This window comes from Microlunatus panaciterrae (assembly GCF_016907535.1).
In the GTDB taxonomy this organism is placed as follows: domain Bacteria; phylum Actinomycetota; class Actinomycetes; order Propionibacteriales; family Propionibacteriaceae; genus Microlunatus; species Microlunatus panaciterrae.
In genome coordinates, this window is sequence record NZ_JAFBCF010000001.1 from 3,023,372 (window position 1) to 3,042,863 (window position 19,492).

12 protein-coding genes are annotated in these 19,492 nt (G+C 63.4%); 4 read left to right on the forward strand and 8 right to left on the reverse strand.

Annotated elements, in window-relative coordinates; genetic code table 11:
* Positions 1–24 precede the first annotated feature (24 nt).
* From JOE57_RS13865 to JOE57_RS13880, 4 genes are all read left to right on the forward strand, one after another.
* Positions 25–771 (forward strand): hypothetical protein, encoded by a 747-nt coding sequence (locus tag JOE57_RS13865; RefSeq protein WP_204918854.1) that lies wholly within the window; start codon positions 25–27, stop codon positions 769–771.
* Positions 772–773: 2 nt separating this feature from the next.
* Positions 774–1,931, forward strand: a complete 1,158-nt coding sequence (locus tag JOE57_RS13870) for an XRE family transcriptional regulator (RefSeq protein ID WP_204918856.1) — start codon at positions 774–776, stop codon at positions 1,929–1,931.
* A 34-nt stretch (positions 1,932–1,965) separates the two neighbouring features.
* Positions 1,966–2,322: a DUF2188 domain-containing protein gene (locus JOE57_RS19320; RefSeq protein ID WP_239578948.1), complete on the forward strand. Its 357-nt coding sequence runs from the start codon at positions 1,966–1,968 to the stop codon at positions 2,320–2,322.
* Between the two features lie 272 nt (positions 2,323–2,594).
* A complete protein-coding gene (locus JOE57_RS13880; protein WP_275588511.1) occupies positions 2,595–5,453 on the forward strand; it encodes a DEAD/DEAH box helicase in 2,859 nt (952 codons plus the stop codon).
* Positions 5,454–5,622: 169 nt separating this feature from the next.
* Here JOE57_RS13880 and JOE57_RS13885 read toward each other — a convergent pair whose 3' ends face one another.
* The 8 genes from JOE57_RS13885 to brxL form a co-directional block, all read right to left on the reverse strand.
* Complete coding sequence (locus JOE57_RS13885) at positions 5,623–5,820, reverse strand: hypothetical protein (RefSeq protein WP_204918860.1); 198 nt, start codon at positions 5,818–5,820, stop codon at positions 5,623–5,625.
* A gap of 141 nt (positions 5,821–5,961) precedes the next feature.
* Entirely contained in the window at positions 5,962–9,192 is a 3,231-nt protein-coding gene (gene mobF / locus JOE57_RS13890; protein ID WP_204918862.1) for a MobF family relaxase, read from the reverse strand.
* Positions 9,193–9,263: 71 nt separating this feature from the next.
* On the reverse strand, positions 9,264–9,602 hold the full coding sequence (locus tag JOE57_RS13895; RefSeq protein ID WP_204918864.1) for a relaxase domain-containing protein: 339 nt from the start codon (positions 9,600–9,602) through the stop codon (positions 9,264–9,266).
* A gap of 373 nt (positions 9,603–9,975) precedes the next feature.
* Positions 9,976–11,706, reverse strand: coding sequence for a GTPase domain-containing protein (locus tag JOE57_RS13900; RefSeq protein WP_204918866.1), 1,731 nt, complete (start codon positions 11,704–11,706; stop codon positions 9,976–9,978).
* Entirely contained in the window at positions 11,699–13,798 is a 2,100-nt protein-coding gene (locus tag JOE57_RS13905; protein WP_204918868.1) for a GTPase domain-containing protein, read from the reverse strand. The genes JOE57_RS13900 and JOE57_RS13905 overlap by 8 nt, the downstream gene beginning before the upstream one ends.
* Positions 13,795–15,522: a UvrD-helicase domain-containing protein gene (locus JOE57_RS13910; protein ID WP_204918870.1), complete on the reverse strand. Its 1,728-nt coding sequence runs from the start codon at positions 15,520–15,522 to the stop codon at positions 13,795–13,797. Before JOE57_RS13910 ends, JOE57_RS13905 begins: the two co-directional genes overlap by 4 nt.
* A complete protein-coding gene (locus tag JOE57_RS13915; RefSeq protein ID WP_204918872.1) occupies positions 15,519–17,372 on the reverse strand; it encodes an ATP-dependent nuclease in 1,854 nt (617 codons plus the stop codon). Before JOE57_RS13915 ends, JOE57_RS13910 begins: the two co-directional genes overlap by 4 nt.
* The gene (gene brxL / locus JOE57_RS13920) at positions 17,369–19,486 is read right to left on the reverse strand and encodes a BREX system Lon protease-like protein BrxL (protein WP_204918873.1); all 2,118 of its coding nucleotides are present in this window, start codon (positions 19,484–19,486) and stop codon (positions 17,369–17,371) included. The genes JOE57_RS13915 and brxL overlap by 4 nt, the downstream gene beginning before the upstream one ends.
* Positions 19,487–19,492: the final 6 nt, after the last annotated feature.

Here is a 19,492-nt window from a genome sequence, read left to right on the forward strand (position 1 = left end):
TCGTGACGACGAAGGAGGAGTGCAGTGGCTCATCAGCACGACAGCGACGACTGGCGCAGCGAGTTTCAGTCGACGGAGCTTGCAGCACTTCGGGCGCGAATCCCGGCCGCCATCCAACAGAGTCAGGAGCGCTCGGCCCGTGCCCAAGCGGCGTATGACGATCCCGACGGGGATCAGGACGTCTATGGAGCGGGCATGGCCCGAGGAGCGCAGAAGGAGCTTCGCGCACTCCTGTCAGACTTGCCTACCTACCGTGAAACGAAGGTTGCCAGCACCCGCCGGGTGCTGACCTTCGTCGGCAACACGCTGATCTTCGCGCAGCGCGTTGGCAAGCAGATGCCCCGTAACTTCCGACGGGTTCGGCTTAGTTACTTGCCCGACTCACGCCGTGAGCTTCTCTCGAAGACGAGCAACGTCAAGTACTCGGACCCCGGGCTCTTTGACATCAACGAGGTCCTCGACGGAGATCAGTCCGCGTCGCTTGAGGATGCGCTCAGCCACGTAGAAATGGCTGTTCCGCGCACGACGCTCTTCGTTCCGTACTACAGCAGCACGCCGCAAGGCGTTGGAACTATCTACTTCGCCCCCGCGAGGCTGAATGGTCGGTACTTGGAGTTCACGGACCCCGAGCGGCTCACCTACGAACGCACGCCTTCCTCGGTCGAGGCTCCGCGCAACGCGTTGAGGCCGGTCGCTGGCTTCAACAGCGGTGATCGCCCGCGCACCTCGGTGAAACTGCGCAAGCAGCGGTCCGAGCAGGAAGGCAGCTGACCATGCAAACCACACGCGACGGGAACGTGGGCCCTGCGGGGATCGCCAGGCTGTTTGACCCCGCACGGCTCTCCCAGGCGCGCCGGATCAGCAAGATGTCGAAGACCGATCTTCATCGGAAGGTTGGCGTATCCGCGGCTGCGATTGGGCAGTATGAGCGTGGAGAAGTGCGTCCTCGTGCGGAGACGGTCGCAGCGCTAGCCGCGGCTCTGGGAGTCCCACCGGGCTTCTTTGCGCTCGGGCGTCCCCGAGTCCAGGTGGACATCGCCGAGGCATCGTTCCGTCGTCTCCGATCAACGACAGTTACGCAACAGCAGCAAGCGACCGCGTATGTCGAGCAAGCCTGGGAACTCAGCTGCTACCTAGAAGAAAGTGTGGAGTTCCCCAAATTGGACCTCCCTGCCTGGGCACATGCCGATTCGCTAGATGTGCCGGACCCTGCATCCGCAGCGCGGGCCATGCGCCAACACTGGATGCTCGGAGCCGCACCGATTCAGCACCTCATATACCAGCTCGAACAGCACGGCATCCTGACCGTCTTCTTCTCCATGAGAGAGGACAGCGCACTCGACGAGAAGAGCCGCATTGACGCCTTCTCAACCATCGCCCTACCGCGGCCCATGATCGTGCTGACACCAGACAAGGCCAATGACGTGCTGCGGCATCGCTTCTCCGCAGCTCACGAGCTGGGGCACATCGTCCTCCATCATGGTCGGCAGGGAACAGACAGCCAACTGGAGCGGCAGGCGGACATGTTCGCGGCGGAGTTCCTCACCCCCCGTGACGTGATCCGTGATCAGTTGCCCCGACGCATCAACTTCAACCGGTACGAAGAGCTGAGCCAGTTGTGGGGAGTATCCATCAACTCGCTGATCTTTCGGTCGCGCGAACTAGAACTCATCTCAGAGTCCACAGCCCGGCGCGCGTACATCACGCTGAATGGGATCGCGCGGCGCCCGATGCCGGTTCACGACTACCCCGGGGAGCGGCCAGAACTCTTGAAGTCCGCGCTCGAACTGCTCGACGAGGCGGGCGTTCCTCTGACTCAGGTCGCGGAGGACCTCCAGATGACCACGCGCCATATACGACGGCTAGCTGACATCGACGATCCTCAGCCCAAACTGACGCTGGTGAAAGACCATCCAGACACCAGGAAGTAGCGGAACGCAGTCCCATCCGAGAAAGGAATGGACCATGACAGAACCCAACAAGCGAGTAGTCCAGCGCCGAAGCGACGGCGACTGGGAGGTTCGGAAGCCAGGAGCTGATCGCGCCAGCGCCATCACGCCGACACAGGCCGAGGCATTCAGCGGGCCCGCGCGATCCTCGGCAACGACGGTGGTGGCGAAGTGCAGATCCGCTCGCTCAAAGGGACGATCCGCGCGCAAGACACGATCGTACCCGGGAACGATCCGAGTTCGTCCAAGGGGTGATCTCGGCAGGCTTGTTGACGGTGGCAATCCTTGCCTAAGCGAAGATGAAAGAGACTCGACGTGGGGTACCGGACCGAGGACGTATGGGCAACGACGCATGTCGCGGGCAAGAACGTAGTCCGTCAGCTGTTGGTCCCGGCGTACGACGACGTCGAGGTGCTTGAGACCGAAGCGGGCGTCGACGTGGTGAACACACCTTTCGGGCAATGGACCGTAACGCGAGCCGCTAATCTCCCAGCTGACGGCCCGCTTGCGGCGAGGCTCCCGATCCGCCGCTCAAAGAATGCCCAGATCAGGTGGGCAGGTAGCCGAGAAGCGATCCAGGCGAGCGAGGTCATCCAGTCCTTCGAAGGTGCCATTTGATTCACCGCGCATGACCTACCACACAGTCTGAGGCGCCCGCAGATCGCCGCGCTTCACTCTATCGTCGGCTATCAGTCGTCCGGCCTGTCCGAGCCGGGGATCGTGGTCATGCCTACGGGCACCGGCAAGACAGAGACGATGCTGGCGTGGCTCGTTGCGCAACGGCCAGAGCGCGTACTCGTCGTCGTTCCCTCAAGTGCGCTTCGTGATCAGATAGCTGCCAAGTTCGAGACCCTGGGCATCCTCCAAAGCGAAGGCATTGTCGACCGCTGCGCACTGCGCCCCAGAGTCGGGCGGCTAGAAGGTCGGTTCGCCGACGAAGGGGAAGCGAGAGCCTTCGTCGAAACGACGAACGTCGTCGTCGCGACCCCCAACGCAATCCACGCCAACGAGCCTGAAGTGCGAGAAGCCTTCTTCAAAGGATTCACCCACCTGCTTGTGGACGAGGCACACCATGCACCTGCTCGAACATGGACAGAGATCATCCGCGTGTTCGCTGAGCGGCCCACGCTTCTGTTCACGGCGACACCGTTCCGTCGCGACGGATTGACATTGCCAGGTCGTGTCATCTTCCGCTTCCCCCTACGTGAAGCTCAGGCGGAGGGGTACTTCAGCACCATCGACTTCACCGCGGTGCTCGATCTGGACGATGACGATGAGGCATTGGCCGAGGCTGCAGTGACGCGGCTTCGTGAGGACCTGGCCGCCGGTCACGAGCACCTACTGCTGGCCCGTGTGGGAACGAAGACAAGGGCCGATGAAGTCCACGCGCTCTACTCGCGTCTCGCTCCCGAGTTCACGCCGAAGGTCATCTACGACTCGATGTCGGCACGCCGCAGAGCAGAGACGCTGAAGGCGATGCGAGACCGAACCAGCCGTGTGATTGTCTGCGTCGACATGCTTGGCGAAGGATTCGACCTACCGACCCTGAAGGTAGGCGCCTTCCACGATGCACACCGATCATTGAGCCCAATGGTGCAGCTCATCGGCCGTCTCGCCAGAACGTCCTCTCCACTCCCGATCGGTCGAGCGAGCGTCTTCGTGCGTCAAGACCCGCGCCAAGCACTCTCGCCCATGCGGTTCCTTCTCCGCGAGGACCCGGACTGGGACAAGGTGCTGAGCGACATCACCGAGCGTGCCACTGAGCGCGCAAACGAAGTCAGCGAGTTCGAGGCGTCATTCGTCGACAACCCTCCGGATGTGCCCGTTGGCCTCCTGGAGCCCAAGATGAGCGCCAAAGCATTCGCGACATCCACGATCGACTGGAACCCGCTCGCAGCGCGTGATATCTACGGGGACTCAGTGTTGGACGACCTCATCAGCGTCAACACCGAGAACACCATTGCATGGTTCGTGATTGAGACCATTGCAGACCTGCGCTGGGGGGACATACCGTCGCTTCGCGCGACCGACTACACACTTGTCGCCATGTACCGCGATCGAGTCCAGAGCCTCCTCTACGTCCATTGTTCTGACACGAAGCACAGCCTCAACGACCTCGTCGAGGCTGTGCTTGGGCATGAGCCGAGACCGGTCAACGGTTACGACACCTTCAAGGTCTTCTCGAAGCTCGACCGACTCATTCCCACCAACATCGGTCTTCTCGATGCTCGCGATCGTGACAAGCGATTCTCGATGCACGTCGGCGGTGACGTGGAAACTGCCCTGACCGAGGCCGAACGCACTCACAAGGCCAACACCCACGTCGCCGCCAAAGCCTTCGAAGAAGGTGACCGCGTGACCATCGCCGCGTCGCTCTCGGGAAGGTTCTGGTCCATGCGCACCGCGCCCAACCTCGCCGAGTGGCGAACCTGGTGTCAGCAGCAAGGCGCGAAGCTGCGCGACAGCAGCGTCGACATTCATTCGCTCTTCCGCTCCATGATCATCCCGATCGACGTGAAGGAGCGACCCACGTTCCCGATCCTCGCGATGGAGTGGCCCTGGGACCTCTACCTGGGAAATGGCACATCCTCCAGACTCAGCTACAAGGACTCAAGTGTTCTGCTCACCGACGCTGAGTTCAGGATCGACGACTATGGCACCAGCGGCCCGCTCCGCTTCTCGATCATGACTCCCACGTGGGAGCTGGCCTATGAGGGACAGTTTGGCTCCCATGGCCTGCACTACAGCGCAGTGGGCGACGACGCCGAGGTCGTCGGCTGGCGAGACGCGAAGACTCCCTTCTCCGCCTGGCTCAACAATCACAAGCCGACACTCTTCCTGTCCGGAGATCGCATGGTCACGGGGGACGATCGGCTTCTGGCGCCGCGAACCGAGTTGGCTCCGTACCCGCGTGAACAGCTCCGAGCACTCGACTGGATGGGCAATGGCGTTGACATTACGGTGGAATCGCAAGGTATCGAGCGCAAGACGAACTCCATTCAGGCTTACATATCCCGATACCTGTCGGAGAGCCGGACATTCGACGTCCTCATCGATGACGACCGCTCTGGAGAAGCTGCTGACCTCGTGGGCATCCGTGTCGACAAGGGCGATCTCCACATCACGCTAGTGCACTGCAAGTACTCGTCGAAGCCCACTGCCGGCTCACGCCTCAATGACCTGTACGAGGTCTGTGGTCAGGCGATGCGAGGAGCACGATGGCGCGACAACGGTGCTCTTCCGCTGCTGGAACACCTCGACCGCCGCGCGAAGGCCTACACAAGGAGGACCGGTTTCAGTCCATTCGAAATCGGCGACCGAGAAGCCCTCTTCCGAATCCGGCAGCAAGCGCCCCAACTATTCCCCCGGGTCTCGACTGTCATCGCCCAACCAGGCCTCAGCATCAAGGCATCCTCGGATGAACAACTTAGGCTGATCGCTGGCGCGGCGTCGTATGTGCAGAGCGTCACCAAAGGCACCTTCGACGTCTACGCATCTACGTAGCGGGCGCTCGTAGCTGATCGCGTCTGTGCGGATGCCCGATTTTGTGGCCGACCCGCGCGAGGGTTCGCCGCTCATGAGCGTGAGCCTTCACAAGCATCGCGACGCTCACCGGGCCGATGGCCACCATCTTGAAAGCGTTCCAAATGCAGATCAGAACGACGAGATGCAGCTATCCAGGGCCACCGTTCTCGATGAGAACGGTGCACCAGGAGGCGACGACCAAGTAGGGAACGGCCAGGAGCATGGCAGGCAAGCCCCACTTCAGTCCCTTCCTGGTGCGGATCAGGTCGAGCACAATGTTGCTCGGCATGTATCGGCGCAGGTAGTAGCGAACCTCTGCGCTGGCTGTCCACAGTAGGCGAATCATGATGGGCTCCTCTCAACACGCGAGCACGTCGTCGAGACGGTGCGTGAAGAGTGACCCGGAGGTCTGCCGCGAACGGCCCAAAGGTAAGGAGAAATCCACCTCGCCTCCAACATTACGCCGCGCCAGCGGCATCTGGAAGGATCAGATGCTGCGCCCTGCCTGAGACTGACTCCGCGTGTGAGTATCCGAGGGTGTGGGGCGGCGGCTACCTACCTCTGCTGGACGGTTCGCATCGGCGGAGACATGGAGCGCCTTGTCGAGAGCAGCCCTTGCCCGCGCGGCGTCGATCTTCTGCGCGGCCGACTCGGGCGGAACACCGAGGGGTGTGTCGTCGCTGACTTGGTAACGGTCTCGATAGGCGGCGACCACTCGCGCGGCCTTTCGCCACCTCGTGACCTGCTGACGGTCTCGGGGCGGCGCGCCGAGCGCCTTGGTCCAGGGCGCTGCCTCAGTCAGTGCGGTGTCGAGCACGGCGTCGGCGCGGGCCTCGATCAGGGCCTCTCGTTCGTTGAGCGCCTCTCGCATTTCGGCGTCCGTGACTCCGCGCGCCTGCGGAACGATGCCTACGATGAGGCGCGGTGGCTTGTGGGTCCGCCCTGATCCAGCGGGGCGGGCGGTTGCTCGCTCGAAGCGGTAGTGGAGGACGGCAGCGATGTCGTCGGCGTCACCGAACCCGCGGGCTGCGACGAGACGCGGCAGAAGCGCGTCGAGATCGTGGTGGTTGGCTTCGGCGCGGCGGAGTTCGGCGGCGAGCGGACCGAACGCCTCGGAAGCGATGGCGCTGTCTGCTTGCTCGTCGGTGAGTCCAGAACCACGGACGAGGGTGGCCCAGCGGTCGTGTTGGGCTGCGGCGGCGATGGTTTCGTACTCGGCTGCGAGCTGGGCGATCGAGCCCCACTGTTCCTGCTCGGCGGCGATGGTCTCGTGCGCCGATAGCTCGGCTCCGCTGTGTTGCAGAACGCCGTAGAGCACGCTTCGCGCGGTGGCGTCGGGATCGTCGCCGGGGTGACGCTGTGCATGGTCGTTGGCGCGGTCCAGGGTGACATAGGCGTGGTTCGAGTGCCGTCCTCGGGTCATCGCGACGTAGAAGTTCTCCCTGGTTGAGGTCGGCTCGACCAACACGTGCGCCGTGTCGGTCGTGACGCCTTGGGCGCGGCAGGCGGTGACTGCGTAGCCGAGATCGACGTGCTCGGCCACGTACGCCGCTGGGAGCAGGATGCTCCCGCCGAACCTACGTCCTCGTCTGCGGGTCGTGATGGTTCCGTCGTCGCGGACACCGGTGCCGACCCCGCGGTCGCGCGCGATGGTGATGGTCCCGTCGTCACCGACGGCTGCGATGATCCAGACGTCGCCGTTGCGCACCCAGTCCCGCCCCGTGATGGTGTGGAGCTTCCGGTCGTTCTTTCGGGTGATGATCGTGTCTCCGACACCGGCGCCTGTTCCGTCGTGCAGCTCGACCTCGCTGTCGGGGTTCAGGGAGCCATTGAGGATCAAGTCGGCCCGGGCTCGACGGTTGAGGGCGGTCACCTCCTCGCGGGTCTCAGCGATCAGCACCGACACCAGGCCCGCATCGCGGTCGGTGCGCCAGGCGCTGTAGGCGGCATCCGTCATGGTCTCCGCGTCGCCATCGTGGATGCGCCGATGCGCGAGGTAGGCGTCGATGGCATGGGTGCGTCCGTGGCGGAGGCCGAGTGAGGCGCTCTTCTCCCATCTGTGGGTGAAGCGGTGGACGTCGACCAGCTCGGGGGTGTCGTGCCGGTCTCGGGCGATCATCGCGAACGCGCCGCCGGCGTCCACGGATTGCAGCTGGGCGTGGTCGCCGACCAGTGGCACCTTCGCTCCAGCCCTCTGAGCAAGGTGCGTGATGCGGTCGAGCGAGAGGGTGCCCGCCAGTGAAGCCTCGTTAATGATGACGAGCTGACCTGCCTCGAACGTGGTGCCGTGGAGGAGGTGGTTCTGCCACCACTTCGCGGTGTTCTCGGTCGCGATCCCCAGTTCGTCGGCAAGTACGTGGGCGGCTACGGCCGATGGCGCGAGACCGACGACCGAACCGGCGCCATGCTCAGTCTCCCAGGCCCGGCGGAGAGCGTTCATGGCGGTGGTCTTGCCCGCGCCGGCGGGACCGACCAGCATGTCAACCATCCGCCCCGACACGGCGATCCGCGTCAAGGCGTCGGCTTGGTCGTCGCCGAGCATCCGACCGTCCTCATCGGGCCTGTGCGCGATCTGCTCGACCGTGGTCAGCGTCACCGTGGGGCCGGTCAGCAAGCTGGCGCGTTCGAGCAGTCTGTCCTCGGCCGCAAGTTGGGTCTCCGAGGTGAACACCGTCGAGGTCTTCGGGCGGAACACCGAGGTGCCGTCCGGTCTGCGGAAGACGACGGGGGAGGTGGCGAGCTCAGGCGGCGTCAGCCGGAGCGAGGCGAGCTCGGCGGCGTCGGAGACCATCGCGACGATGGCTTCTCGATCCTGTATGGTGGCGAACCGCCAGCCCATCGTCTGCCTGGATGCCTCGGCCATGAGGTTCCACCGGCGCCACGTCGAGCGCTTCTCGCCGACTACCTCCACGACCGAACGGCCCAGCTCGCCGATGATGTCGAGTGGAACGTCGTCGGCGCACAGGAGCAGTGGCTTGTCGTTGTCGGTGAGGTCGCGCGGCCACATCGTCGCGTCCTGGCCCAGCGTCTTGGTCGCGCGAGTTCTCCACTCCGAGGTGAGGTCGGCAAGGGATCGGACCTGCTTCTCGGGCCGGGTGCTCAGCGTGGCTTGGGCCCTGAGCTTCATGATCGCCGCCGGCGTCGGACGCCGCCCATGCTTGGCGACGTAGTCGGCGATGAGACTGTCAGTCTCGGCGTCGATATGGCGTGCACGGGTGGAGAACTCTGCGATCAGCTGTTCCGGCACCCCGGCGATCGCCCAGGCTGGGTTACGGTCGCGCCCCATCTCTCTGGCCTCCCATGCCACGCCGAAGGTGCGGGTCATGTGGTCAGCGAACACCGCTTCGTGCAGCTCGGAGAGGGCGACGACGGCGGCGTACATCGGCCTGCCGTCGAGCGAGCGCCACCTGCCGTCGAGGACGGTCTTGACCTTGTTACTCATGACGACATGCGTATGGAGATGGGGGTCGCCGGCGCGGGAGTCGAAGTGATCAAACGCCGTGGCGATGAGCCCGGTGACGTCGACCTGTGCAACCGCACCGTCCCCGGCGGTTGCGCCGGTGCGGGTGGCCGCAACCTCGCGTTCCATGAACGCAACCACCTCCGCAACGGCGCGATGGTGCGCCTCACCAATCAGCGCCTGCACCCCTGCATCAGCGACCGCCCACACCACCGAAGCGGATTTCGGGATCGAGAACGTGAAGTCGAACCCCGCCACCGCACGTCGCCTTCCGCGCGCGGTCTCGTCCGCCACGATCTGCGCGACAGCTTCACCCTTCGCACCAGGCGTCAACGAGGATCAAGGTCGGCGATCCGGGACTCGATCCGTTCCACCGGAGTCCTGTAGACCGGGAATGCCAAGCCGAGCGGATCGCCGGTGATCGGATCGCGGCCCATTCCCATCAAGAGTTGGAGTTGCGGCTCTGAGACGCGATCACCGGCCGTCAGCTCCCCGCGGCCAAGGGACGTGACTCCGAGGCCGAGCCAATGGCCAGGCGGCGTACCGGCCGCCACGTAGTAGCGCGTCAGAGGTGTTGACAGCGGCCTATCGCCGTCGGCCGCCGCGATCGTCTTGAGCAAGTACTTGTAGCCGTCTCCCGCCGACATCACGCGCATCGAAACCGTCATGCCACAACCTCCCGGTCCTGCCGGGCAGGTAGGCATTCGCGCCCTGTGACTTGTGGAGCGATCGAGCCGTCTCCCTCGACCTGCAAGAGGCGTGTGGCCTCAGCGGGGGTCGGAGCTGCGGCCACAGACAGAGGGCTTCAGCGGCGGTCTCGATGGGGCGTCGGCCTAAGTGGCTCAGGTCGGTGAGTACGGGCGGTGGGCGTGTGTCGGGATCGTGCACCTGGCAGGTGACAAGCTCGGCGTTCGTCCTCGACGAGGAGCGCCTGTCGAGGACGACCGTCAGCCGGAGCGCTCATTACACCAACCGGACGTCGGTGGCGACTTGTGACTCACGAACGAGTCGCTGTTCACCTGCAACGGCGGCCCTGGCGCTTCACGTCTCCCCGGCCGGTACGCCGAGTCGGTCGAGCACCGCTGTGGCTTCCGCCTGTATCGCACCGATGTCGCGGTTCAGGTCGCTACGGAGAACCTGGTTGTCGCGCACCGACAAGTTCACGGTGTCGATCTCCCGCACGGCTGCGTCGAACTCGGCATCGAGTTCCGCCCGCACCTGAGCAAGCGCAGACTGTGAGATCTCGTCGCATTGTGCCAAAACTCTGCCGACCAGGGCACTCCGGCGGCGAAGCTTCTCTTTCGTGACTCGCAACTCCTGGCGCTCGTCACTGACCACTGCATACGCTTCCAGCGCGACCGGCAGGACAAAGGCTCCAGCTTTGGCGAACCTTCCAATGTTGTTTGCCCAGCGGACGGCCTGCCAGGGTTCGAACTTCCACCCCGCGAGCTTGCCCACCTTGTACACGATCTGATGACCGCTGCTGCCGGCTGCTTGCTTGATGCCATCGCCAGCGCCCCAGCTCTTCTGGAAGCTCTTCAAGTGTTCTGCCGCTTTCGGCCCCCAGGCAGTTACTCGTCGCTGCCTGCGGCCTGTGTCTCGCACCAACCGTGTGTCTGCTGGGATTTCCTGCGCCTCAACGACGCCCTGAACGTCCAGCTCTCGCAACTGGTGAGCGTATGGCGAGGCTTCAATCTCGCGCACCTCGGAGGTGAAGTCCGCGAGTTGCGAGCTCACGACGGCATGCACTCCATCGGTGAATCGCTGGTTGGCCGCGGATAGCTGAGCGTTCAGCGTGTCAGAGGCGGCTTCAAGCTTGGACCAGTCAGGGTTCTCAGACTCCTCGATGGACTCGGCGGTGTCCGCCAGTGTCTCGACAGCTCGGATGCATGCTGAACGAAACTCTGATGCCTCTCGGTCGAGAGCCGAGTCGAGAAGCCCACGGCGATTCGTCAGTGCCCTACGCTGCCGTGCCAGCACGGTGAGGACCGCCTCCTCATCTGGGTCATCGGTTAGCGCGGCCAACGCTTCGCCAGCGGCCAACGCGATCTGCTGAAGAGGAACGCGGAAACGGGCCAGTTCCCCACGCTCTCGGGCGATTTGGTTGATCGTGTCTGTCACTTCCGCCATGCCGGATGCCTCGATACGGCGGGTAGCGCGAAGCGGATCGTTCTCGTGGAGGCCATCAAGGTAAGTCTTGGCATCGCACTCGGCCCAAGGCACCTGATCCGCAAATGTGCCGAGTGCTGCTCGGACCGCAGCTTCGCGTACACCGTCAGCGGCGTGAAGCGTGCGGCTCTTGGTGATGACTACCAGGAGCTGCGGCGCCTTCCGCAGGTCTTCGGTGATGTGACGCAGGTGCTCGACCGATCTGTCATCGAAGAGATCGACGGTGACAGCGAACAGGACCAGGTCGGCGGTACGGAGCGCCTCTTCGGCCAGGCGGTCGTGTTCTGACAAGCCCGCTTGCACACCAGGTGTGTCAACGAGGTCGACCAGTCCGTCCCAGTCGAACACCTGGACCTGGTCGGTCGCGACTCCGGAGTCGATGACAACCTCGGCCGCTTCGTCGGTAAGCGCCTTGATGAGAGTCGATTTCCCGCTGCTGTATTGCCCGGTGAGAACCATCCGCGGACGTTCGTGTTCGTCAACGACGAGGAGGCCAAGGAGCTTCGACCGCTCGTCTGAGGGAAGCTGGCCGAGCAGCTCCGTCAGGCGTTGGGAGAGGTCGCGTACGGCTGCAGGGGCAGCGTGAAATAGCAGGTCATTCATTCCGGGGGACTCCTAGCGAGTTGGGGCGAGCGATTGTGATCTGGGTACCCAGATGGTCCGAGAGTGTTGCCGACCACGCAGCTAGGACGGGTTCGGGCACGAGGGCATCGATCGTGACGGAGGTGCGGTCAGTGTGCGCGCGCAACACCTTCGGCACTTGCTCGGTCAGGCCAAGTACATATGAAGCAGCGCGCGCGCCGGGTATCTCGGGAGACGGAGGTCGCCCGAACGTCATGACCTCGGGTGACGAGGGCGGGAAGAGCCAGGATTCCGCGAAGGATTGCTCAGTCACCTCGACCGCGATGCACACGCCGGCGAGTCTCGTGACCCGCTCGACAGACGCGGCCAGACGCGGCCGTCCGTCGACCTGGAGGAGGCAGACGGCCGTGTCGTGGTCGAGTGCTGCTGTGGCGGCGCTGATGAGCTTCTGTTGACCTGCTAGGAGCTCGGCTACATCAAGCACAGCTACCTCCGCCTCAGCCCGTTGCTCTGCGGTTGAGGACAGATCGGCGCGGATACGTCCGATGATGGTGTCGGTCTGGGTACGAGCCTGGCGCTCCATCTCCTCCAGGACGTTGCCGATTTCAACGCGCAGCAGTTCTCGGTTCTCTTCAAGGATTCTGCCCTTCCCCTTGAATAGGGACTGCACCTTCTTTCGAAGCGGGCTGACCAGGGCGGTGCCGACCCCTCCCACGATCAACCCGACACCGGCTCCGATCGGCCCTCCAAATGCGCCTCCGGCGAGGGCTCCTACTTTCGCGCCCAGCAGGGCCGCGGCGAGCGCCCCGCCAGCACCGACTACCGCACCCGCAGCGCGTCGCTTCCAGAGGCCGCGGAAGTCCCGCAGTCCTTCGATCCGGGGAGCGGCCAGAGTGGCCGTTGACCACTCCTGCTCGGCGGCGCTGTTTGCCTCGGCGATGGCCCGTAAGAGTTCGTTGAGGTGCGAGGTCAAAGCCTGATCGAGCTCAGCGATGAGCGAGTCCTGTTCTTCTTCCCACTTCCCCGCCACCTGCGGACCGAAGTCGGCGATGGTCTGGTGCCATCCGTGCCGCTGGCCAATCATGCGGACCGTATCGTCTTCCACGCGCTGCTGGCAGGCGTCCACTAGCCGTGCGGCGCGGAGTTGCTGGTCCTTTCGGAGTCCTCGCGCAACACGCACGAGGTCCCGAATCTGCTGCTCGCTGTCGGCTAGGACTTCGCTCAGCATCTGAGCTTGAACGCGCACCTCGTCAGTGGCCCGAAGCACCCGGCGAGCGATTCGGTGGACCCGCGACTCCTGCTCAAGTGTGTCTAGAAGATGCTGGACCCTACTCGCGCTCTTGAGGCCAGAGCCGAACTCTTCATCGGTTCGAGCTTGCCGCGCCGCTTCGGCATGCAGCATCACCTCGGCCAAAGGTTGGACTCCTGCGGCCGAGAGGTGAGCGCGGATCGTCTCGAAGTGTCCTTGGTGCTGGTCGAACACGGACGCGGGATCATCCAGGAAGTCCTCACGATCGAGTTCATCGAAGAGGCGTGCGCGGCAGTTCAAGGCGACCACGACGGGCTTGCCTCGGAACGCCACGGCACGGAGCGCCTGAGCCGTCTCTTCCTGGAAGGAGTCGTTGCTGGCGACCCACAACACCAGGTCGGCACCTGGAACTTCTGCCATCGCAAGGGCGACGTCCTCAGCTCCATCCTTGGCTCCAACACCGGGCGTGTCCACGATCTCGACTTCCTGAAGATCGAGGGCGGGAGCTGCGAACACATCGCGGGAGGTGCGCTGAGCTCCGACACCGATTCTCTCCGCAGACCCGCCGGTGAGTGCCGCCAGAAGTGTGCTCTTGCCGGCCATCGTGCGACCCATGAGAACCACTCGCATCGGTCGACCGGCTGTAGTGGTGTCCGCGATGGCAGCGGCTTCCACGAAGTCAAGGAGGTATGCGGTGGTCTCGTGGCTTCTCAGGGCACGAACGCTCCCGCGGTGAGCTTCGCGCAGAACCGAGCGGCAACATGCAACTGCCTCGGAGTGCGCGGGCAGCGGATCATCGCTCCTCGGTTCAGGGCCGAAGAACTGATCACGCGCCTCGGGACTCCAGTCGTGTCGCGCCTTCATGCTGCCGAGCCTTCAGTCCCAGGGGGAAGCGTTAGAGGTGGCGCGGTACTTGGGCGGACGAGTACGACCTGGTGACGTGCTCGGGTGATCCCGACGCGGAGAAGGCGGCGAGTCGCAGCGAAGGGAGGTCTTTCCCGCTTCTCATTGAAGAACGCCCCGGCGTACTGGCCCTCAACGATGACGACGCCATCGAACTCCTTGCCCTTGGACTTGTGCAAGGTCATCAGCACAACGCCACGAGGCTCGGTCTCGGTCGCCAGCAGCTTTCCCAGATTGAGTGCGCGTTGCACGATGATTCGGGCACCTTGGTAAGTTCCGGTTTCAGCCCACTGTGCTGCTAACCGCCCGCCGATCTCGTCGGTTGCTCTGAAGAGCCTGAACCGCGCGGCCGTGAGCAGTTCAGCGAGTTTGTCGCTAGATTCCAGAACCGCGCGCGCAGTGAGCCAGTCGGCGATTGCATCGCCGCGGAATGCGAGGCCAGCCTCGCAGGCGCGCTTCACTGCCTTCGCGGCTCCTGATCGAGGTTCCTTCCCTGCCCTGACGTTCGACGCTGCCGCGCGGTAACTGGCGGCGATGTTCTGAGCAGAATTGCTTGGGTGCTCCGCGTTCTTCATATCGTAGAAGTCCGCAATGCAGTCGAGAGTGGTAGCCGCCGCCGATGTGACGTCGTGGAGGGGCCACTCAAGGATCGAAGCCACAACTTGGGCAGCCGCGGCCGTCAACTCCGCGTCCCGCACGACGTGATGTTCCAGCGGCTTCAACAGGTGCTGGTTGTACGTGTGCTCCTTGCCAAGCATGAGCGAGATGTCGCTGACGTAGCCATTCGACCGACCGAGAACAGCGACGCTTGGATGTTCGATTCCCGCCTTTCTGAGCTGCGACAGCATCCACGTGACGGCAGCATGTACGGAGGCTTCGTGATTCCTTGGGTACGTGGAGAGTTGCTTCACATCGCTCGTGGTCGGCAGCGTCTCGTTCGCCATGACTGCATCCGCAAAGGACAAGATGCTCGCGTTGGGACTGCGGTGATTGGCTCCGCCGAAATCGAACTCTTTCGGGGTGAACGTTGCACGGTACTGGTCCAGCCGACGTGGATCGATGTCCGCCTGATAGTCGAAAATCCGTTGGTCGGGATCGGCGAGTGTTACCAGAGTGCTGTTGAGCGCGAGTTGCTGCACCAATGCCCACTGCGCGTCGTCGGTGTCCTGAAACTCGTCGACGATGACGATCGGGTACATCTCTGAGATCAGCTCGCGAAGGCTCGACGAGCGGGCGAGGAGGTCGGCAGCGCGATCGGCGAAGGTGGAGAAGGCGTATCTCCCATCCTCAACAGCCAGTCGCTGCACTTCTATCGCCCAATCGCCCTCATGCTTTGCCTTGGCGAGCCGTTCGGGGCCAGGGAACAGGATGGTTGGATGCCTCCCGTTGAGAAGACGACCGTGACTCCTGAGGATGTCCATGCAGAAGGCGTGATATGTCCTCACTGCGATCTGCTTGCGCTCCTTGGCGGTGAGGATGTCCTTGCATCTCAGAAGCACCTGTCGAACGGCAGCTCGCGAGAAGCTCAGGAAGAGGACCTCTTGACCGCCCTCCAGCGCGGCGATCTGCCGCTGAGCTTTGAGGAGTGCGAGAGTAGTCTTCCCCGATCCAGGGCCGCCGGTGACGAGCACGGTCCCGTCCGCCTCAAGTGCGGACAGGCCAACGTCGGAGAGAATGATGTTCATTCGTCCCCGTCAGCAGCCTCATCGTCAACTGGTTGTCCATGCGCGTCAGTGGGAGTAGCTGCTGGTGTAAGGACTTCGTTGATCCGTTCGAGTGCAGCAACCAGGAACTCCGGCAGGTCATCCCGGCTCTGACAGCCTTCGATGAGCAACGCGGCGTAGCCGTAGGCATCGCCCTTGCGCGCTTCCAGAGTCTTCAGCGCGATCTCGGGGAGGTCGGCGTCCGTGACCCAAGAGTCGTACTTCGCTTGATGTGCCGGGAAATCAGGCAGCTGAACGGCCTTGTCCATGAAGCGCCGCAGCACCGCGGTCGGTAGCTGGGAGACGATCAGTTCTTCGATGCCTTCGACCGGCGACTCCCAGAACTCCTCGAAGGACTTGAGTGACACGGCATTTCCCCCGGTGTACGGTGTGGTCTGCTTGTCGACCATTCCGAATGGGACCTTGCCAAGAGCTCGGAGGATCGGTGCCCATCGGGGCACATCACCGTCGCCATTCGCTGTGAAGATGGTTACGCCTGCAGGGTCTGGGTGAACGTAACCAGCGTCCGACTTCTCCAGCACTGCTGCTGCGACTGGAATAATGGATGCCTCCGTCTCGCCTTCGACGACGAGGACGCCTCGGCTCAAGATCGCCTCAGAGAACTGGCGTCGCTGGCTGCGATAGCTCTTCAATTTGATGCCGGCGGGGTCGATGGGCGAGCCAGCCACAACTCCCCTGGACCCGTGGCTCAGCATGACGATCTCGTCCGGTTCGAACTGCTCAATGACATACGGCGAGTGCGACGTCACGATGGCCTGCCCCATTTCCTTCTTCACGAACCGCGCAACTCGGCGTTGAGTGTGCGGAGGCAGCGCGATCTCGGGCTCTTCCATCGCGAAGATGACGGACTGTCGCTCTTTCAAGTCAGCGATCATCGTGAGCAACGCGAAGACCAGAAGGTTGACGGTGCCGGTCCCTTGCCGGGTAAAGGGGACGGCGTGATCGCTTGGCCCCGTCGCGACGAACAGCCTGACGACTTCCCGGAGGTGCTCACGCGTGAGGTCCGAGGCGAAGAAGGCCGTGGCGTCATCGTTGCCCGCCAGCCGAACAAAACCGCCTGCTCGTTCGCGAATCTGAGTGAGGAGGGACTCTAGGCCTGGGATTGCGCCGATCGCCGGGTCGAGGTCGCGCATCTGCCGAAGCGTTTCCATCCACATCTCGGCTGAGCCCTCCTCGCTCAGACGGAGAACCGTGTCGAGGAGTGAACCGCGCTGGAGACCAAGCGCTCGCGATCCAGTGCGCAGTGCGCGGAGATACACGAATCCGCAGAGCCGCTTGTGAGCCCTGGTGAAACGATCGCGTCCTTCGCCGAGTGAAGCCGCCTCTTCGTCGTCAAGTTCGTCAAGTTCTGGAAGCGGGTGCTCAAAGAAGGTATCTGCTTCAAAGTCGTCCTCGACCGCGTCATATCGCGCTCGGAAGGAGACCGGAAGCGCCCAGGTTACGCCCTCGTCGTCAGCGTGCTCCGCGCCGTCGTCAAGTTCATCGACGAAGGCCCGATCTGTGTCATTCCACCGTCGGAGGTGCCCTCCGAACCTTCGGCGTGCTTCGTCGGGCAGGTCAACAACGACTGCGCGAATGACGATCGGGATGGCCGTCTTGTCAGCGTCTACGTATGTGCTTCTGTGGAAGTCGTGCTCGTCCACAACTGGGCGTCGACTCGTGCGCTCTGGCCCGAGGACGAGGTCAAGAGCCTCGCACACGGTTGACTTGCCGACGTTGTTCCCACCAACCAACAGAGTGTTGTCTGCGAAGACAACCTTGCCTAAGCAGACACCGCGGAAGTTCTCGATTTCCAGCTGGCGAACCTTCATCTGTTCGCCTCAGCTGCGGTCTCAAGGATGTAGGTGATGCCGAACGCGAAGACCTGGCGGAACTCCTGGCGGCGGGAGCCGAGGTCGAACTGGCTACCGGAGCCCTTCTGGAAGATGTCGAGGCCCCGGCCGAGGAGGAGTTTCCAGCCGTGGTCGGTGCGGATAGACCGGTCGTGGATGGTCTCGTCCCAGGTGACGGTGAACTTGATACCCACGGTGGCGGCGCTGTCTTGGATGTCCTTGAGCATGAGGAGGTGCTGCTGGGCGTACTCGCCGCGGTCCTCCTTGGTCACCAGCTTCACCGCGATCTCGTCGGCGGGGTCTTTGCTCGCTGCCAATAGTGCGAGTAGGTCGACGAGGTTGCGCCCCTGGTGCGGTAGGCGGATGTAGGGATCGACGATGGTGATCTCCGTCGCGCTGCGCAGGTACGGCATGAGCAGCGTCTCGTAGGAGACCCCGCGCTGGTTCTCCTGGAACTCGCGGTGGCCCTCGAACAGCTGGGGCGCTACGTCGACCGCCGTCGGGGCCGGAACTCCGGCCTCCTCGCCCGCCAGCTCGGAGGGGGCAGACGAATCGGTGCCGTCCTCGGTCTCGGGGCGGCGGGCCTGGTAGTAGTCGGCGTACTCGTCCTCTTCCAGCGTGGTGACGCTGTGCCATGTGCCTGGCTTGTCGGCGTAGCCGAAGTTGACGGCGGCCATCGTGGTGTCGATCCGCAGGATTTGGTCTTTGACGCGTTTGCGCCCCTCGATGGCGAAGCGGAGCAGTTCCTCGATCTCTGCTGGGGTCGCCTCGCCGTTGGGGTAGATGAGCTTCATCAGACCGGAGAAGGTCTTGTGGATCCCGTCGCGGTCTCGCGTGGAGATGTCTGATCCGAGGGTGAAGTGGTGCTGGTATCGGTCGGAGTAGTCGGTGTTACGCATCGACCGCAGTACCTCGGCGATGAAGTCGACGACGAAGCCGTAGCCGGAGGAAAACATCTCGCTGCGGATCGTGTCGATCTCCCAGCCGGGGATGTAGAAGTGGAGGCGGTCGAGGTAGGCGGAGTCGTGGTAGACCTCGGGTAGCTCGTCGAACAGGTCGGAGTGCTTGAGCATGTAGGGCACGGTGTGCGAGGTGTTGCCGACGAAGACCATCGACGCCTCTGCTCCGAGAGTCTCGACGCCACGGGAGAATGACTTGTTCGCCATGTAGTTCTTCATGATGTCGACGAGTGCCTTGTCGGTGCGCTTCTTCTTGCCTGCGAACTCGTCGAACGCGACGACGTCCCAATAGCCGACCAGGCCGATGCGTCCGTTGGCGTTGTTGACGAAGAGCTTCGGGACGGTGACCTCGCCGCCGGAGATCAACATGCCGTGGGGTGAAAACTCGGAGTAGATGTGGGACTTGCCTGTGCCCTTCGGTCCCAGCTCGACGAGGTTGTAGTTGCGCTCGACGAACGGGATGAGCCGGACGAGCTGAAGCAGCTTGGCGCGCCGTCCGAACATCTCGGGGTTGAACCCGATGGACTGGATCAGCAGGTCGATCCACTCCTCAGTATTGAAGCCTTCCCGCGAGGCGAGGTAGCCCTCGTAGTCGAAGCTCGACATCTGGATCGGCTTCAGGCTCCCCAGCATCCACGGCACGACCCTGGTGTCATCGCTGTGGGAGTACTCGATGTCGCAGATGCACCACACGCCGCCGACGAGCAGCTTCGGGTTCGCCTTCACCGTCGCCGGTTCGACGATCACGCCGCCCAGCCCGAGGTTGGCGAACGACGCCTGGTACACGTCCTGCTTGTCGTTCAGCGTCACCGTGACCTTGTCGATGATCCGGTGCCGGCCCTTCTCTCGGATGGTGGACTTCACCAATTCCGACTCGTTGCGGTGCACGTAGTGGTCCGCAAGAATCTTGCGCACCGCGTCGATGCCGGCTTGGATCGTCGCTTCGTCATCGGACGCGGCGTACTGGCCGAGCAGGTACTCCAGAACGTAGGAGGGGACGATCGCGTTGCCCTTGACGGCCTTTACGAGGTCTTTGCGGACGACGGACCCGCCGAACAGCAGGTTGATCTTGTAGTCGAGGTCGCTCTGCTGCGGCGTGCTCGTCTCGGCGCTCGGGTTCTCGGTGTCGGTCATGGCTGT

Excerpts from the sequence above, each read along its gene's own strand:
- JOE57_RS13870 (WP_204918856.1), top strand. The coding sequence starts at position 774 with ATGCAAACCACACGCGACGGGAACGTGGGCCCTGCGGGGATCGCCAGG.
- brxL (WP_204918873.1), bottom strand. The coding sequence starts at position 19,486 with ATGACCGACACCGAGAACCCGAGCGCCGAGACGAGCACGCCGCAGCAG.
- JOE57_RS13885 (WP_204918860.1), bottom strand. The coding sequence starts at position 5,820 with ATGATTCGCCTACTGTGGACAGCCAGCGCAGAGGTTCGCTACTACCTG.
- JOE57_RS13900 (WP_204918866.1), bottom strand. The coding sequence starts at position 11,706 with ATGAATGACCTGCTATTTCACGCTGCCCCTGCAGCCGTACGCGACCTC.
- JOE57_RS19320 (WP_239578948.1), top strand. The coding sequence starts at position 1,966 with ATGACAGAACCCAACAAGCGAGTAGTCCAGCGCCGAAGCGACGGCGAC.
- JOE57_RS13915 (WP_204918872.1), bottom strand. The coding sequence starts at position 17,372 with ATGAAGGTTCGCCAGCTGGAAATCGAGAACTTCCGCGGTGTCTGCTTA.
- JOE57_RS13910 (WP_204918870.1), bottom strand. The coding sequence starts at position 15,522 with ATGAACATCATTCTCTCCGACGTTGGCCTGTCCGCACTTGAGGCGGAC.
- JOE57_RS13895 (WP_204918864.1), bottom strand. The coding sequence starts at position 9,602 with ATGACGGTTTCGATGCGCGTGATGTCGGCGGGAGACGGCTACAAGTAC.
- JOE57_RS13905 (WP_204918868.1), bottom strand. The coding sequence starts at position 13,798 with ATGAAGGCGCGACACGACTGGAGTCCCGAGGCGCGTGATCAGTTCTTC.